The 18,471-nt window shown below is 46.4% G+C and carries 10 protein-coding genes; 7 read left to right on the forward strand and 3 right to left on the reverse strand.

The window, feature by feature from the left end:
• The first annotated feature begins 20 nt into the window (after positions 1-20).
• The 4 genes from GVN20_RS00550 to pruA all read left to right on the forward strand — a co-directional run bounded on the left by GVN20_RS00550 (position 21) and on the right by pruA (position 5,012).
• A complete protein-coding gene (locus GVN20_RS00550) occupies positions 21-470 on the forward strand; it encodes a nuclear transport factor 2 family protein (RefSeq protein WP_166556471.1) in 450 nt (149 codons plus the stop codon).
• Positions 471-697: 227 nt separating this feature from the next.
• Positions 698-1,153 carry a hypothetical protein gene (locus tag GVN20_RS00555; RefSeq protein WP_166556472.1) on the forward strand — a complete coding sequence of 152 codons (456 nt, stop codon included), beginning with the start codon at positions 698-700 and terminating at the stop codon, positions 1,151-1,153.
• Positions 1,154-1,249: 96 nt separating this feature from the next.
• A complete protein-coding gene (locus GVN20_RS00560) occupies positions 1,250-3,352 on the forward strand; it encodes a prolyl oligopeptidase family protein (RefSeq protein WP_166556473.1) in 2,103 nt (700 codons plus the stop codon).
• Between the two features lie 31 nt (positions 3,353-3,383).
• Positions 3,384-5,012 (forward strand): L-glutamate gamma-semialdehyde dehydrogenase, encoded by a 1,629-nt coding sequence (gene pruA / locus GVN20_RS00565; RefSeq protein ID WP_166556474.1) that lies wholly within the window; start codon positions 3,384-3,386, stop codon positions 5,010-5,012.
• A 129-nt stretch (positions 5,013-5,141) separates the two neighbouring features.
• Here pruA and GVN20_RS00570 read toward each other — a convergent pair whose 3' ends face one another.
• Genes GVN20_RS00570 through GVN20_RS00580 form a run of 3 tightly spaced genes read right to left on the reverse strand, consistent with a single transcriptional unit; the run spans position 5,142 to position 7,577 of the window.
• Positions 5,142-5,978 (reverse strand): M15 family metallopeptidase, encoded by an 837-nt coding sequence (locus GVN20_RS00570; RefSeq protein ID WP_166556475.1) that lies wholly within the window; start codon positions 5,976-5,978, stop codon positions 5,142-5,144.
• Positions 5,911-6,678, reverse strand: a complete 768-nt coding sequence (locus GVN20_RS00575) for a DUF4846 domain-containing protein (protein WP_166556476.1) — start codon at positions 6,676-6,678, stop codon at positions 5,911-5,913. The genes GVN20_RS00570 and GVN20_RS00575 overlap by 68 nt, the downstream gene beginning before the upstream one ends.
• Before the next feature lie 50 nt (positions 6,679-6,728).
• A complete protein-coding gene (locus tag GVN20_RS00580) occupies positions 6,729-7,577 on the reverse strand; it encodes a S9 family peptidase (RefSeq protein WP_166556477.1) in 849 nt (282 codons plus the stop codon).
• 104 nt (positions 7,578-7,681) lie between these two features.
• On the opposite strand from GVN20_RS00580, the gene GVN20_RS00585 reads away from it, so the two are divergent.
• The 3 genes from GVN20_RS00585 (at position 7,682) to sprA (ending at position 18,393) form a co-directional block, all read left to right on the forward strand.
• Positions 7,682-8,836, forward strand: a complete 1,155-nt coding sequence (locus tag GVN20_RS00585) for a nitrate/nitrite transporter (RefSeq protein WP_166556478.1) — start codon at positions 7,682-7,684, stop codon at positions 8,834-8,836.
• Positions 8,837-9,061: 225 nt separating this feature from the next.
• The gene (gene purH, locus GVN20_RS00590) at positions 9,062-10,582 is read left to right on the forward strand and encodes a bifunctional phosphoribosylaminoimidazolecarboxamide formyltransferase/IMP cyclohydrolase (protein WP_166556479.1); all 1,521 of its coding nucleotides are present in this window, start codon (positions 9,062-9,064) and stop codon (positions 10,580-10,582) included.
• 242 nt (positions 10,583-10,824) lie between these two features.
• Positions 10,825-18,393: a cell surface protein SprA gene (sprA, locus tag GVN20_RS00595; protein WP_166556480.1), complete on the forward strand. Its 7,569-nt coding sequence runs from the start codon at positions 10,825-10,827 to the stop codon at positions 18,391-18,393.
• The last annotated feature ends 78 nt before the right edge of the window (positions 18,394-18,471 follow it).

Raw genomic sequence — 18,471 nt, forward strand, 5'->3', positions numbered from 1 at the left:
TTCCAATAATTTGATTGAAAATGAAAAATCTATCAAGGTTCACTCTCATCGGGGCCATTTTGCTGCTCTGGGTATTTAAAAGTTACGTGGCATTGTCTCAAACATCCAAAGAGACATTGGTTGCCGATATTGAGAAAAAACGTTTTGCCGCATTGGTCAGCAAAGATTATGCGTACCTGAACCAAGTAATGGGTGAAGATATAATTTATTGCCATTCCAGTGGATTGATTGACACGAAAGCCTCTTTCATTCAATCAATAAAGGACGGTAAATTGGTCTACAACGAAATGACACCTGATGAGCTGAAAGTGCGGATTTATGATAAAACAGCCGTGATTACGGGGGTATGTACTGCCAAAGTAGTCAGCAATGGCCAACAACTTAATACCCGTTTTCGTTTTACGGATGTGTATGTTAAGCGCAAGGAAGGGTGGCAAATGGTTACGTGGCAATCTCTTCGTTTGCCGTGAGAAGTGAGTCTAAGTTAAAAAAGAAATAAGAATGCAACGTATGCCCTCTTTTTTTCGTCTTGGTTATATAAGACGAGTTAAAAGTACCATTGAATAGGTTTTGCGTCGAAAGCTTGTAAGTTTTTTGAAAAAAACTGATATTCGAGCGCAATATTAAACCTTTGGCGTGGGTTTTGTATAGTGAGTTAATTGTGAAGAATCAATTTTACTTAAAATAGTAACTATTTATGAAACGTTTTTTTACGGTTTTTGTAATGATTGCAGTGGTAGGTACCGTGGTGGTTTCAAGCTGCAAGAAGAAACCTAAACCTTTAAGCGAAATTATCGGACGAGTGTGGAGCGCGCAATTGATTAAGCATGGTTCGAGCGTAGTGTATACCAAGGGAGCCGCTACCAACCCAACACCAGGGTATCTTAATTTTCGGTTGGATTTGAGCAGCCCTACCTCTGCAACCTTGAAAGAGTGGGATGGAAATACTTTTACGGGTCAGTGGGAAGTGCAGGAAACAACTGCTGGTAACACCCTAATATTAAAGAATTTGACACCGCAGCCAACGGGCACCAACGGAACCATTCAGTTTACGATAAACTCGGCCACTGAAACGGAATTTGTAATGACCCGCACCTCTGGAAGCCAAAAAACGGGCGGAACCATTAATAACTACACATTGGTATCCCCCTAAAAAAGGGGTCAAAATAAACTATTTAGGTGTCGTTCTCTGACAAGAGGGCGACATTTTTTATTTTTGCCAAACACTTCATCCAAACGCGTATTCCCAATGATAAAACCCTTTATTTTTCTCGCCCTGTTCTCCGTCACTCTACACGCCCAAATGACTTATCCCACCACCCGAAAAGTAGCTCAGACCGATGACTACCATGGTACAAAAGTAGCCGATCCCTATCGTTGGCTCGAAGACGATAACGCCGCCGATACCAAAGCCTGGGTAACGGAGCAAAATAAGGTCACTTTCGGATATTTGGAAAAAATACCCTACCGAGGCCTCATCAAACAGCAATTGGAAAAAGTATACAACTACCCCAAATATTCGGCTCCGCGCCGCAAGGGAGAGTATTTTTATTTTTATAAAAACGACGGATTACAAAATCAGTCGGTGTTGTACCGCCAAAAAGGAATGAGCGGTGCGCCCGAAGTGGTGCTTGATCCTAACAAACTTTCGGCCGACGGTACCACCCGACTGACGGTATTTAGTTTGTCCAAAAAAGGAGATTATGCTGTTTGTGGTTTTTCTCAAGGCGGCTCCGACTGGCAGGAATACCAAATTATGGACATGAAAACCCTGAAAATGCTCGCTGATAAAATCGAATGGGTAAAAGTATCGGGGGCTTCGTGGCAAGGAAATGGTTTTTATTATAGCCGTTATCCCAAACCTGAAGGCAGCGCATTGGCGGCAAAAAATGAAAATCACCAAGTGTTTTTTCACAAAGTAGGAACCGCGCAGTCAGCGGATGAATTGGTGTATGAAGACAAAGCGAACCCCCAGCGTTTTCATGGGGTGTATGTGAGTGAAGATGAGCGGTTTTCGTTTCTGAATATTTCAGATAGAGGCAAAGGCAAAGATGGGAATGCGCTCTATTATCGCGAAAATGGCCAAAAAGAGTTTAAGCCCGTAGTTGCTGAAATTACAGACGATCAGTTTTCGATTGTGGACAACGTGGGCAATAAATTTTTGCTTCGTACCAATAAAAATGCCAAAAATGAGCGCGTAGTACTTTTTGACCCAGCCAATCCCGACGAAAAGAATTGGAAAGAAATTCTGCCAGAAAAACCCGAACCATTGCAGGGTGCAGGTACTGCAGGTGGGAAGATGTTTGTGACGTACCTAAAAGACGTAACGACCCGCGCTTATGTGTACGACTTGAACGGAAAGCTCGAAAATGAAGTTCCGCTCCCTGGCTTAGGCTCAGCGGGTGGTTTTGGTGGTGAAAAAGAAGACAAAACGGTTTTTTATACGTTTTCTTCTTTCAATTACCCTCCCACGATTTTTAGTTACGACATTGCATCCCGTAAAAGTACCGTGTTCCGTAATCCTGAAGTGGCCTTTACACCCGCTGATTATGAGACAAAGCAGGTGTTTTATCCCAGCAAAGACGGTACTAAAATTCCGATGTTTATTGTCTATAAAAAAGGACTAAAATTGGACGGAACGAATCCCACTATTTTGTACGGCTATGGTGGATTCAACATCAGCCTGACTGCTAGTTTCAGTCCCGTATTGATTCCGTTTTTGGACAATGGCGGCGTATATGCTCAGGCTAACCTGCGCGGCGGGGCCGAATACGGTGATAAATGGCACGAAGCAGGAATGCGGCTTCAAAAGCAGAATGTATTTGATGACTTTATTGCGGCAGGGGAGTACCTCATTGCCCAAAAATATACCTCCAACGCTCGTTTAGCATTGCGCGGTGGCTCTAATGGCGGCCTGCTGGTCGGAACAGTCATGAATCAGCGGCCTGATTTGGCCAAAGTGGCGTTTCCGCAAGTGGGCGTTATGGACATGCTTCGTTTTCATAAATTTACCATCGGTTGGAACTGGATTGCCGATTATGGCAGCAGTGACAATGCCACGGATTTCAAAAATTTGTACGCCTACTCACCTTTGCACAACATCAAAGAAGGCATTAATTATCCCGCCACGCTCGTTACTACCGCCGACCATGACGACCGCGTGGTGCCGGCGCATTCGTTTAAATACATTGCTGAATTGCAGGCCAAAGCCGCCAAAACTACCACAAATCCTCTTCTGATTCGGGTTGACGTGAACAGTGGACACGGTGCAAGCAATACCGCTAAGTCGTTGGAACAAACGGCTGATATTTACGCTTTTATGTTTTATAACATGGGACTTAGCTGGAAGTAACATTCATCCAAAAATCAACAAACATACTATTATGGCTACTGGATTTTTCAACGTACCTGTTCCCAAAAACGAACCCGTCAAATCTTACGCACCGAATTCGCCCGAACGGGCCGCGCTCAAAGCGGCTCTTGTGGAAGCACGAAGTCGACAAATAGAGATACCAATGTACATCGGTGGCGAGGAAATAATGACGGCGGATAAACATGCCGTGACACCTCCCCACGACCACCAATACGTACTTGGGTATTATTCTTTAGGGGATGCGTCGCATGTGACAAAAGCCATCGATGCAGCTTTGGCAGCGCGTGAAAATTGGGCAAATTTAAGTTGGGAACATCGGGCCGCCATTTTCTTGAAAGCTGCTGATTTACTGGCGGGTCCGTACCGCGCCGAAATCAACGCAGCGACCATGCTTGGACAATCCAAAAATGCCTATCAGGCTGAGATTGATGCGGCCTGCGAAATGATTGATTTTTTGCGTTTTAATGTATATTATGCTTCCCAAATATACGGTGAGCAGCCGCAGTCGTCGGAGGGGGTTTGGAACCGCTTGGAGCACCGTCCGTTGGAAGGGTTTGTGTTTGCCTTAACGCCTTTCAATTTTACGGCGATTGCTGGAAACCTGCCTACTTCGGCAGCGTTGATGGGCAATGTATGCGTGTGGAAACCCGCGCTTACGCAAGTGTACGCTGCCAACGTCTTGATGAAAGTATTCAAAGAAGCAGGCGTACCCGATGGCGTTATTAACCTGATTTATGTAGATGGCCCCGTAGCGGGTGATGTCATTTTGAGCCATCCAGACTTTGCGGGAATTCACTTTACGGGCAGTACAAAAGTGTTTCAGCATATCTGGAAAACCATTGGCGATAATCTTTCTATCTATAAATCCTTCCCGCGTATTGTGGGCGAAACGGGCGGTAAAGACTTCGTCGTAGCCCATTCATCGGCCAATGCCAAAGCTGTGGCCGTAGGACTGGTGCGCGGAGCGTTTGAGTATCAAGGCCAAAAATGCTCAGCGGCTTCGCGGGCTTACATTTCAGCCAACTTATGGGAAGAAGTAAAAAGCTATATGATTGCCGATTTGGCAAGCATGAAAATGGGCGTTACCGAAGATTTTTCCAACTTTATCAACGCCGTCATTGACGAAAAATCGTTTGATAAAATCGCAGGTTACATTGATAATGCCAAAAATGACCCCCGTGTGACGGTCATCGCGGGTGGAAATTATGACAAATCAACGGGCTATTTTATTGAGCCTACGGTACTGCTCACTACCGATCCAATGTACACCACGATGTGTGAAGAAATTTTCGGGCCTGTGCTGTCTATTTATGTTTATGAGCCAGATAAATTTGAAGAAACCCTTGAATTGGTCGATAAAACATCTCCCTATGCGCTCACAGGCTCTATTTTTGCCCAAGACCGCTACGTAATTGAGCAGGCAAGTAAGAAATTGGTAAATGCCGCAGGGAATTTTTACATCAATGATAAACCAACGGGCGCTGTAGTAGGACAGCAGCCCTTCGGCGGGGCGCGAGCGTCGGGAACGAACGACAAAGCGGGCTCTATTTTGAACCTGTTGCGTTGGGTATCACCACGTACCATAAAAGAAACTTTTGTTTCTCCAGTGGATTATCGTTACCCATTTTTAGCGGAATAATAAATCGCGGCGTTATTAAGACTAAAAAATCCCCTTTTATGGTAGACTGCCAAGTGCCTGTCTGCTATAAAAGGGGATTTTTTTGCTAGAATCTCTCTATCGTTTTTTGGCATTTTTACCGAATTCCAATCATTTCAGCAGTAATTCGGGCCGATATTCGAAGTGCATGGTGTCGTAGTGGTACCATTTGCCACCCCAGATAAAGCCGTGTTTTTCAAAGATTTCAACGACTTGGGCGGCGATGAGGTTGCGGTATTTGAGCTTGATGGCTTCATCCTTGCAGCGGCAGTCCCATTGCCAATAATGCGAAAGATTTAAGTTAATATCAATGGCGGTGCCGTAGCTGTGCATACTAAGCCGGTTGGTACCGCTGATGACCCGCCACGAAAATGTCCCAGCGGGATTGTTGACGTATTTTAGTAATTCAGGATGCTTTTCCAGTTCATCAGAAACGGCTTTCAATTGTTTGTCAACATTGTTCACTTTTGTTACCAATAACTTCTTTTTTAGGTTTTTGGGGAGCCAGATAATCTCCGTTAGGTTTTTGCGGACTTCGGCCTCTGTGTTTCCGTACATCTTTCGAAAAAAAGGCTCGTAACGAAAACGACCTGGGTCTTGATTGATGGCAGGCGGATTTTGAACGCGATTTAAAGGGTATTTTTGGGCTAGTTGGTCTTCTAAATCAGCGTTTTGGAGGAGTTGAGCAAACGTTTTTTTTTGTCCATCATCAAAGGGCATGGCTGTTGAGTCTTTCCAAATGAGTTGATTTTTGGTGACTCGAACGATGTGGTCAGGATAAGCTTTGAGGTATTCAGATTGAGCGTAGGCCGTCGAACAGAGCACAAATGTGGACAACAAGCACGTGGGTGAATGCAGATTTCTACGGACCAAAAATGGATCAATAACTCGCAAAACGACGGAGGTCAGAAGGCTCGAAAGTCCATTCAGGGGTTGTAATTGTTTCATTTTTAAGTTCATACCAAGGACTGAGCGAGTTATTTTGAGGATTGACCAATAACTGAATTTCTTGGGCAGGCATGTAGCTTTGGGCCAACAGATACACTTTTTGCCCCGTTGCTGGATTTTCGGCCATATCTACCACAATGACGGCATGGCCAAATGGAATTCCTTTCTGAATAAAAACATCGCCGATTTGCATTTTTGACATCGCAACGGGTTTTAATTCATCATGCAAAGAACGGGTATTGGCCGATATAAAAATGTATTCCATGTATTTCCAAAATTTCGGGTAAGTGTAATCACCCTTGGCGTAATTCTTAAAAAAGCGGGGCTTACCGTCGGCCACAAAATTAAAATGAATCTCTTCGAAACGACGTTGGGAGTACAGGTATTCTGCCCGTAGGCGCATCACAGCGTCGGCGCATTGGTGCAGGTCTTTTTTGCCGATGCCTAAATCTACGACGGAGGCGTACACGTTGGGCGTATTTTTGGTTCGGCCGTCAAAATACAACACGTTGCTGTTCCAAGGTTTTAGTGGCAGGCGCCTGAGGTAGTATGGAAAGGAGTTGGAGTCAGTAGCCTTGCGTTCAAAACCAACAGGCGGAGCAAAACGCGTCGAAATGGTCGTCGCCGATTTGTCTATTTTTACCTGCGCAACCGTGTTTAAAACCGCAAAAAGGATTGGGATAAAAAGGGTTTTTGACATTTATTGTCTGACTTTTAAGGTGTTTTAGGCCCTTTCAGGGCAAGAACGCATTAATCCCGCCATGTAGCCCTTAAGATAAACGCCACGATGGGCGAGGGGTCTTTCAAGCTGTGCGGATGGTGCTTTACGTCGGGTTTGTAAATAACTGTGATGTTGCCACCAAGGGCTTTTACGCGTTGCTCAAACAATGTGGTATTTTCTTCAATGGGCACCACCTCATCGGCATCGCCGCAGACATGGAGCATCGGATAGCCTCCTTTGACGATTTTTTCCACGTTGTCGAGTGGGCTTCCTTTAAACTGTGCCGCTTCTTGTTCCGTTTGTAGATTATAATCTTGTTTGAATACCTCCCAATCTTTTGCACTCCCTGGGCCTCGGCCTTTGCCGCCTGGCCAACTTTTTAGGTCGAGAACGGGCGCATCGGCATAGACGCAAGATACTTTTTCGGGATTGGCGATGGCCCAATTGTAGGCATACACCCCGCCCCGGCTGAACCCTTCAAGAGCAACTTTGGATGAAAGCCCCGCTTTACGCAAAAAAGCGTAAAATTGATTCCAGATTTCAACGGCGTGTGCATTGCCGTAGAGTTCGGCTACGTCGCAATACACTACGTGAAATCCGCGAGCCAACAGCGCACTGTCGGCCTGTGGCTCATGCCCCCAAAAACGTGCCCGCCACACCCAAGGAGCATTTCTTGCCACTTTGACTGGCTTCACAACTTTGGCTTGGCGGCCGATAAAGATAAACGAAGCACAAGGAAATCCGCTAAACGTACTGACTTGTTTTTCGGGGGGCAAGGACTGAAAAATATCCATTTCGGCGGCGGGTTGCCCATAGGATAATTGAAGTATACAAAACAGAAGACTGCCAAAAATCAGCGTAATTTTAGAAAGAATCATGAAGAAAAAGGTCAAAAGGTTTCTCTATGAAAGTAAAAACGAATCAAAATCTATTTCCTTTTGAGAAACCGCTTATTCTTTGGTAACATTGCTTTTTGAATGGAATGAAACGACCTTATTACCTTCTTCCGCTGGTGGTGGTGGCGCAGTTTGCGGGCACTTCGCTGTGGTTTGCGGTCAATGCCGTCATGCAAACATTACAGGCATTTCACCCCCAAACATCGGCTTTTATGCCCACCATGACCACCGCCGTTCAGTTGGGGTTTGTGTTGGGTACGCTTTTTTATTCTTATTTCTCAATTGCCGACCGTTTTTCTCCCGTTCGAGTCTTTATGATTTCGGCAGCGCTGGCGGCTTCTTCTAATCTGACAGTCTTAGTAAGTTACCAGTCGCTCGAAGGGCTTTTTATGATGCGGTTGGGTGTTGGATTCTTTCTGGCGGGTGTCTACCCCGTGGGCATGAAAATTTGCAGTGATTGGTACGAAACGGGATTAGGAAAAGCCTTGGGTTATTTGGTGGGTGCGTTGGTATTAGGAACGGCCTTCCCGTACATTCTTAAATCATTTTCGCTCAGCCTGCCTTGGCAATATGTCATTATAGTTACTTCGGGCCTGGCCGTTTTTGGAGGAATTGTGATTGGGCTGTTTGTAAAAGATGGTCCGTTTAGGCGTGTAGCTGGAGGTTTTAATCCCGTCGTTTTGCGAGATGTGTTTAAGGATAAGGCTTTTAGAAGTTCGGCTTTCGGTTATTTCGGGCACATGTTTGAGCTTTATACTTTTTGGGCTTTTGTTCCGGTCATCATTACTTCTTATAATCAGCTTGCTCACCAGAATCTCCCTGTTCCGCTGTGTGCTTTTGGTATCATTGCTTCGGGGGCGTTGGGGTGTGTTCTGACGGGTGAGCTTTCGCTGCGTTGGGGTAGTCACCGAACGGCTTGGTTTTCGCTGCTGATTTCGTGCATTTGCTGTGGGCTGTGCGTTTTTCTTCCATTCTATTCTGGGTTCTTTTTTCTGGTATTTATGTTTATCTGGGGCATAAGTGTGGTGGGAGACTCGCCGCAGTTTTCGACCTTGGTTTCACAAAATGCCCCCTCAAATTATCGGGCTACGGCACTGACGTTGGTCACTTCGATTGGGTTCTTTATTACTATTCCGAGTCTCTATATGACCCAATGGCTTTTTAATGCTTATGGGCACTTTGCGCTGGCCGTATTGGGCTTGGGAGGAGTTGTTGGGTTGGCAGCTTCACGACGAATATAAACGGTTTCACCAACGCTGGTTTCCTAAAGACCCGCCTTGTTGCAGGTTTTCTTTTTTCATTCTTCCTTTTCTAAGATTAAAAGCAGTAATTTTGCGGCTTCATTTTTTATCAGTGATGTAATCAGTTGTTAATTAACCGCTTTTGCTGCACTAACGATTTGTTCGTCAGGATAATTAATTCATTCCTCACGATAAATAATCAACAGTGCCGAAGCACTCAATTCAATGAAAAAAATCCAATCGGCTTTACTTTCGGTCTATTACAAAGACGGTCTCGAACCTATTGTCCAACTTCTCCACCAAAATGGCGTTAAGCTATACTCAACGGGTGGTACGCAAACTTTTATCGAAAACATGGGTATTCCCGTGACGGCGGTGGAAGACCTTACGGGCTATCCCTCCATTTTTGGGGGGCGTGTCAAAACCCTTCACCCTGCGGTTTTTGGTGGTATTCTGTACCGTCGCGAAGATGCAGGCGATGTAGCGCAGGCGGCGCAATTCAATATTCCTGCCATCGATTTGGTAGTGGTGGATTTGTACCCGTTTGAAGAAACCGTGGCGTCGGGAGCGAGTGAGGAAGACATCATCGAAAAAATTGACATTGGAGGAATCTCGTTGATTCGGGCGGGTGCCAAAAACTTTCAAGATTCACTCATCGTATCGTCGCGTACGCAATACGCGGATGTTTTGAGCATTTTGACCGAGAAAAATTGCAGCACTGAACTTTCAGATCGCCGTCGTTATGCGCAAGAGGCTTTTGCCACCACGAGCCATTACGACACGGCCATCAATCAGTGGTTTTTGGGGAAATCGACGCAGGATATTTACTCATTTACCGAGTTGCCGCAAAATTCATTGCGCTACGGAGAAAACCCGCATCAAGCGGCCACTTTTTACGGAGATTTAGAGGCAATGTTTGATAAACTTCATGGTAAAGAGTTGTCGTACAACAACTTGGTGGATGTAGATGCGTGCGTGGCATTGATTGATGAATTTGGTAATGAACCTACCTTCGCCATCATCAAACATACCAATGCCTGCGGCGTAGCCACCGCAGCTACCGCCAAAGAAGCCTACGCAACGGCCTTGGCCTGCGATCCAGTTTCTGCCTTTGGGGGAGTGATTATTACCAACGCTACCGTTGACGTGGCCACGGCCGAAGAATTGAATAAATTGTTTATGGAGATATTGATTGCTCCCGCCTATGAGCCTGAGGCATTGGCGTTGTTGCAATCGAAGAAAAACCGCATTTTACTTCAGCGTAAAAATGTGGAATTGCCCGCTAAGATGTTTAAAACCATCTTGAACGGAGTGCTTGAGCAAGACAAAGATTTGGTAGTGGAAACCGCTTCACAATTTAAAACCGTAACCGTCAAAGCACCGACCGAAGCAGAAGTACGGGCGTTGGAGTTTGCGTTGAAAGTGTGCAAGCACACCAAATCCAATACGATTGTGTTGGCCACCGAGAACCGCCTGATTGCCAGCGGAACGGGCCAAACCTCGCGCGTGGATGCGTTGCGTCAGGCCATCGACAAGGCCTTGGCTTTTGGGTTTGAACTGAAAGGCTCGGTGATGGCTTCTGATGCGTTCTTTCCTTTTGCCGATTGTGTGGAGATTGCTCGTTTGGCGGGTATAACGGCCGTTGTGCAACCTGGAGGCTCCATTCGTGACCAAGACTCTATCAACTATTGCGATGCAAACGACATGGCGATGGTAACCACAGGCGTGCGGCACTTTAAGCACTAATATTTAAAAAAATCAGAATGACAAAAGAGATTATCTCAAAAGGGTAGTCTCTTTTTGTTTCTATTCAAGCTTTTCTTAAAAACCCGTAAGTTGTACACATCTGCCTTTTTTGGCTAAAAATTGCGTTTATCTCGTGCCTGTTTCTATCTTTACCTCACATTCTTAAAAATAGTTGAACGCTCAGAGACGATTGGCAAGGTTTTAGCCGTTAAGGATTTGAGTACCCAGACCGCTGAAGAATCGTGGGAATTATCAGAAAACAGCTCTACCTTATCTCTACCAAATCATACTTTATCATCGGGCTAGTCGTAGCTCTGTGGTTAGTTGCGTACGTGGGGGTTGCTCAACAACCGACCAACCGTCGCCCCGTGGTTCAGGATACCAGCCGAAACGACCGTCAAAGTCGGCGGCTGCTCTATTCTCGTTGGAACGACCGCATCGGCAATCGTTTCATTTATACACCGCCCCGTTCTACTTTCTTTCTGAAAGAGCCCAAAGGGCTTTCCAATGAATTTCGGTTGGATACCACCCGCCGCATTTCGGTTTATGAGCGCATTGGCGATGCTAAATTGCCGACCCTCAATTACCGCGACCCGCTGAGTATGAGTTACGAAGATTTCCAGAAATTGCAGGACAAGCGGGTCTTCAACTACCTCTGGCGCGATTATTCCTCTAAACAGGACGGTAAAGGCGCGCTTGGTGCGCGTGGCTTGTTGCCCAAATTGGACTTGCCTCCGGGTCTTGACCGTATTTTTGGCAGCAATCTTGTCGACTTTAAGCCCAACGGCTTTGTACTGTTGGATTTTGGCGTGTTGCATCAAAATATTGACAATCCGCAAGTGCCTATCCGTCAGCGGAAATCGACGAACTTCCTGTTTAATGAGCAAATCAACATTAACTTTAACGGCAAGATTGGCGATAAACTTGGAATGTTGACCAACTTTGATACTAAGTCGAGTTTCAATTTTGAGAATCAGTTCAAACTGGATTATCGTCCAGGAAATCTTCCCACCAACTCCGCCAATCTTCCGAACGCTTCCAATCTCCCCAATGCAGCGGGTTTAGGTCAAAACGGAGTGCAAGGCTTGGGTCAAAATGGTGGTGCAGGTCAAAATCCGTTCGGTGGTTTGGGGGCAGGGCCGCAGAATTATATTCCCGAAAACGAAAGCATTATTCAGGGAATTCAGGCGGGAAATATCAACTGGCAAATTCCTTCGCAGTTGATTCCGGGCGTACAAAATTTATTCGGAGCCAAGGTTGATTTACGTTTCGGGCGTTTGACTACAACGGTGGTGGCTTCACAGCAACGGTCTAAACAACAGTGTATTACGTTGCGGGGAGGGGTGCAAAATCGTCCGTTTGAAATACGAGCAGATGCTTATGACGAAAATCGTCACTTCTTTCTGTCGTACTTCTTCCGCAATAATTATGAACGCTGGTTAGGCAATATCCCGCTGGTTATGTCGGGGGTGACCATTACCCGTCTGGAAGTGTACGTAACCAATCGTACCAACAATACCGAAACCCTACGAAACTTTGTCGCTTTTTCTGATTTGGGAGAATCGGCTCCCGTCAATAGCGCTAATCCAAATCTGGCGCCAATTGTGGCCAATCAGCCCGTCAACAACAAAAGCAACGGCCTGTATCAAAAAGTAACCAATGACCCCGAACTTCGCGAAGCAGATAAAACAAGTTTTGCGCTCGACAGCCGCTACAACCTCCGTCGGGGCGATGATTATGACCTTCTGCGCGGTGCGCGAAAACTGAACGAACGCGAATATAAATTTCAGGCCGAACTGGGTTATATTTCATTACTAACGCCCTTGCGCAACGATGAGATTTTGGCCGTGGCCTATGAATACACCCTTAACGGACAAAAATATAAAGTAGGAGAACTCACCGAAGATTACCAGGCGCGCCGCGATGATGAGGTATTGGTGCTGAAACTGTTGAAATCATCCACGATTCGTAATAATACGAGCCATCCGATGTGGAATTTGATGATGAAGAACATTTACTCATTGAACACCACGCAGGTAGGAAAGCAAAATTTTCAGATGCGGGTTATCTATAAAGATGACCTAACTGGTATTGATAACCCCAACTTGCAGGAAGGGCCGATTGCCAACGTGCCGCTGTTGCGGGTGATGGGATTGGATAAGTTGAACCCGCTCAATGACCCCGTTTTGGATAATTCAGGGAAAGCCATTGGTGATGGTAACTTTGACTTTGTAGACAATGTCACGATTGACAGTCGTTTTGGTCGTATTATTTTTCCCGTTTTGGAGCCTTTTGGTTCAAATCTGGTGAAGCAGTTCAACAGCGATCCTGTATTAGCCAATAAATACGTCTTTAATGAACTGTATCGTACTACCCAAATCGACGCGCAGCAGGTAACCGAGAAAAATAAATTCTTCTTGAAAGGGTCTTTTCAAGGCTCGTCGGGCGGGGCGTCAATTCCATTGCCGTTTGGCGTATCTGAAAAATCAGTAACCGTACGTGCGGGTGGTGTTCAGCTCCAGCCAGGGATTGATTATGCCGTCGAAGGCCAATCTGGATCGGTGCGGTTGATCAATGAAAGTGTGCTGAATTCAGGTCGTGACATTGAAATTTGTTATGAACAACCAGACTTGTTTCAAAACCAAATTCGTCGGTTGTTAGGTACGCGCCTCAACTACGTCGTTAACCGCGATATGCAGATTGGGCTTACCGCCATGAATATGCGCGAAACGCCGCCGGGCTTTTTGACCCGCGCCGCGTTGGGCAACGACCCCGTCAACAACAGCATCATTGGGGCCGACCTTACTTTTCGGAAAGAATCTCGTTTTCTGACAAAATTGTTGGACAAACTGCCTCTTTTGCAGACCAAAGAGATATCGGCTATTCAGTTTCAGGGTGAAGTCGCGCAGTCTTTTGCGGGCTTGCACCCTCAGGTTAGAAACCGCATCATGATTGATGATTTTGAAGCGGCTCGTACGCAGTTTGACCTAACTCGCCAACCGACGCGCTGGCGTTTGGGTGGCACTCCGCAGCAATTCCCGCAAGGCACTCCGACCAATCCGCTGGAATATGCCTACAACCGCGCCAAAATATCTGCCTATACTATTGATATCACGTTTTCGCCCCAAGCACAAGTGGGGTTGAGCGTTCGCCCAAACATTACGACCCAAGACTTTAATAATTTCTACGAGCGGCTTTTTACCCCGCAAGATATTTTCAAAGGACGCGGGCAGTACTTGGTCAATTTGCCCGAAAATATTCTGGACATTGCGTATTTCCCGCGTGAACGGGGAATGTATAATTTTAATACCGACCTTGACCCCGACGGAAGGCTCAAAAATCCACGAAAAAACTTTGGTGCCATTACGCGGGCCATTGGGTCAGACGTTGATTTTGACAATGCCAACGTCGAAATCATGGAGTTTTGGTTGATGGACCCCTTTAAAGAAGGCCCCAACGGGGTGGTTCGTGATGGGGTGACCAATACCAATAACACGACGGGCGGGAAATTGTACTTTAACTTGGGTGAGGTTTCGGAAGACGTGGTTAAAAACGGACGGTACGATTTCGAGAACGGCTTGCCTTTGGACGAAAAAAGAACCTCTACTACGGGCCCCCTTCCTGCTAACGTGGCGCAATCGGCGTGGGGCTATTCGACCCGGCAGCAGTATATTATCAATGCGTTTACCAACGAGGCAGGCGCTCGGCCCAAGCAGGACGTAGGATTGGATGGCTTGAGCAATGACGAAGAGCGGACTTTCTTCCAAAATTACATTCAGAACCTTCCGCCTACCCTCAAAACAGAAGCCCGTAATCAAATCCTAACCGACCCGTCGGGGGATGACTTTGAGTTTTATTTCAGTGCCAAAGCCGACAGCGCCAACAAGAAAATTGTTGAGCGTTATAAAAATTACATGGGGGTAGAAAACAATACGCCAGAGTTTCAGAGCAACAATGAAATTACCGCCGCCGCCACGAATTTACCCGATATTGAAGACCTCAACACCGACAATACCATCAATGACCAAGAGGCTTATTATGAATACGAAGTAGACCTGAAGCCGGGGCAGTTGGATGTAGGAAAGCCGTATATTGTGGATAAAGTAAGTGCCCCCAACGGTGCTGGTGAAGAAGTAAATTGGTACTTGTTCCGTATCCCTGTGCGGGAGTTTACGCGCAAAGTCGGAAACATCAACGGGTTTAAATCCATTCGTTTTGTGCGGATGTACATGACCGATTGGGAACAGCCGGTGGTTTTGCGTTTTGCGCAGTTGCAAATGGTTGCCACGCAATATCGTAAGTACACGGGCGACCTCAACGCCCGAGGTTTGCAGGAAGTACCCGAGCCGTACGACGCGCAATTTAAAATTGCTACCGTCAGTGTGGAAGAAAACAGCGCTCCCGTAACCACGGGCGGACAGGGGCAAGGGCGCAATATTTACACTGTACCTCCGGGATGGCAGCGCGATGTGGACTATACTACCCCCAACCAACGCCCGTTGAACGAGCAATCCATGAGCCTCTGCGTGACCAACTTGCGGGATGGGGACTCAAGAGCGGCTTTTAAGAATGTAACGAGCCAAAACTTACTTTTCCGTGAACGCCTGAAGATGTTTGTGCACATGCAAAATGACCAAAATGAAAATGGTCAGGTGTCGGCATTTATGCGTTTGGGAACGGATGTTTCGGAACATTACTACGAAATTGAGGTGACTAATTTGCAGGCCACGCCGCCCAATGAATCAGACCCTGAGCGAGTTTGGCCCCAACAAAACGAAATTGATATTGAAATACCTTGGCTGATAGAGGCCAAAGCCGAGCGTGACCGTCAGGCAAGTGGGACGATTTCGGCACCTTACACGGTCACTAAAACGGATGCCCTTGGGCGAGTGTACCGGATTACCGTGGTGGGGCGGCCAGATTTGAGCAACGTGATGATTATCATGATTGGGTTGCGAAACCCACGCACGCCCGACCAACAACCCAAAAGCTTTTGTATTTGGGTCAACGAAATGCACGTGCAGGGTTTTGACAATCAGTCGGGAACGGCGGCGATTGCGCGGGCGGATATTAAACTTGCCGATTTAGGTACGGTACAAGTGGCAGGAAAATACACCACGTTTGGTTTTGGTGGGGTTCAACAAAAACTAACTGACCGCTCCCGCGACAATTCGCGCGAGTTTAGCCTTTCGGCGGCGCTGGCGCTGGATAAATTTTTGCCTGAAAAATGGGGCTTTAAAATTCCGTTGTATGTAAACTACGACCTGCGCGACGTAAAACCGCATTTCAATCCTTACGATCCTGATACACCTTTGGCGATGTCGTTGGCAAACTACGCCGAAAATGACCCGCGACGGATACAACTCGAAAATGCCTCTACCGAAAAAGCCGAGCGGCGCGGGTTTAATTTTTCCAACGTACGTAAAACCAAACTAGGACCCAACGCCAAGCGGCATTTCTGGGACTTTGAGAATCTATCGTTTACGTATGCCTACAACGAACAAACTCGCCGAACCAGTACCATTGCTGATTACGCCCAACGGCAATATCGTGGCGGCATTGTGTATCAATACGGCTTTCCGCAGCGTTCGTGGGAGCCTTTCCGTACCGTGAAGAGTTTTGAGCGGCCTTATTTGGAACTACTGAAAGATTTCAACCTTTCATTGCTCCCTACCCAAGTAGCCATCAGATTTGACGCCGACCGGAGTTTTATCCGTACGCTGTACCGTAGTGCCGACCTTACGGATGCCAATCAGGCACCTTTGTTTGAAAAATATTTCCTATTCAATCGTGGCTATGATTTGTCATGGAACTTGACCAAAAATGTGGTGCTGAGCTACAGCGCTTTGGCCAATGCCGTGATTGATGAGCCCGAAGGGGATATTAATACGCAGGCTAAGCAGGATGTCGTCTGGCGTAATTTTAGAAATCTGGGAAGAATGAAAAATTTTGACCAGAAAATACGACTGACCTACCGGTTGCCGTTGGAAAAAATTCCGTTGTTGGATTGGATGACGGCTGATTACAACCATAACATTATGTATCAGTTTTCGCCGATTACATCATATTCTTCCTCGGGGCCGTCCTTTTCGTCAGGCTCACCGGGTATGTCGATGTTTGGTGGAAATAATAGCTACGGAGTAGGCAACACTGGCGGCTATGGCGCAAACCAAAATCCAGCGTTTCAGGCGGGCGGTTATCGCTTGACCGATTCTGAGAATTTTCTTTTGGGAAATATCCTTCGTAATGGCAGAGAGCAAGGAATTCGAGGAAAGGTCGATTTTGTTAAATTATATAATAAACTTCGTTATCTGCGCTTTGCCAATAATCCGTCACCCCCGCGTAAAAACTTTGCCCGTAGCCCAGGAGACGACGAAGACATCAGCCGGGAGCCCAGTAAAGTGCTTAAAAACCTAACCCGTCTGCTGATGACCGTGCGTGGCATAGACGTGGATTATACTCGAATGCTTACCACCACCCTTCCTGGATTTTTACCTTCTAGTACAGGTTTTTGGGGGTTAGACGGCACCCGTCCTAGTTCATTAACAAGATTTATCTTGGGCAGTCAAAGCACCAAAGTACTTTACGATGCGGCGGCGAAAGGCGATTTGACACAAAGCACCATGCTGAACGTGCCTTTTGTACAGACCGACAATCGGACATTCAGAATAAATACCCGTTTGGAGCCGTTTAAAGATTTCAGAGTTCAGATCAGCGCCCAACTTACGCGCGGTGATGAATACCGCATGTTTTACCGAGTAGTGGACTCAACCAATCGCAACAGTTACCAAATCCAAAGCCCCGTCAGAACTGGAAACTTCCAGATGTCATTCATGTCGTTCCGAACGGCTTTTGCTAAAATCAATGACGACAACAGTTCCCCGATTTTTGAACAGTTTAAGGCTTACCGTGAAGATTTTGTGCAAATCCTTACCGAAAAACAACGTTCTAATCCTGAATACAAAGGGGGAGAATATAATCAAAACTCACAGGATGTGCTGATTGCGGCCTTTTTTGCCGCTTACAACGGACGTGACCCTAAGAAAGACCCAGCCAAAGCCCGCACCAATCCCTTTTTGGGTTTTCCGCTGCCCAATTGGCGAGTCGATTACAACGGACTTGCCCAGTTGCCCGGGTTTAAGAAAATTTTCAGTTCGTTTACCTTAGAGCACAGTTACCAATCTACGTACAGTGTAGGGAGTTTTACTTCTTCTTTAGATTACAATGATTTGTATACCAAATACTTGACCCTCGACAATCGGGATTACCAACTTGCGTTATTGTCGGGCGAAAATGGGAGTGCCCTTCCTATTTTTGTAATGAGCACTATTTCGTTGTCAGAGAAATTTGCTCCTTTGATTGCCATTCGAGCGCGGACGCAAAACAAGATTGACATGCGTTTTGCTTATAACCAAGACCGGAATATTTCACTCAACCTGTCAAATTCGCAGGTGGCAGAATTATTTAACCGCGACGTAACCATCACGTTGGGCCTGACCCGAAATAATGTGCGGATTCCGTTCCGAATCAATGGGGAGTTCAAAAAATTGAAGAACGATTTGCAGTTTCAGTGCAACTTTACCATTCGCGACACGCGCGCCATACAGCGGCGTTTTGACGAGCCGCCCACGGCGATTGCGGGTAATTATAACTTCCAATTGCGTCCGCAACTTAATTATACCGTCAGTAAATTGTGGAGTTTGCAGCTTTATTTTGACCGTACGTTCAACAATCCGTACGTACTTAACTCTTTCAGAAGGGCTACCACCGCAGGAGGAATCCAGGTGCGGTTTAACGTAGCAGAGTTGTAAGTTTTACCTCACCCCAGCCCTCTCCTTAAACAAGGAGAGGGCTGCTAAATGTAAGACAGCAAACAGATGCGGTGAGAT

Source organism: Runella sp. CRIBMP (assembly GCF_009905605.1).
GTDB lineage: Bacteria > Bacteroidota > Bacteroidia > Cytophagales > Spirosomataceae > Runella.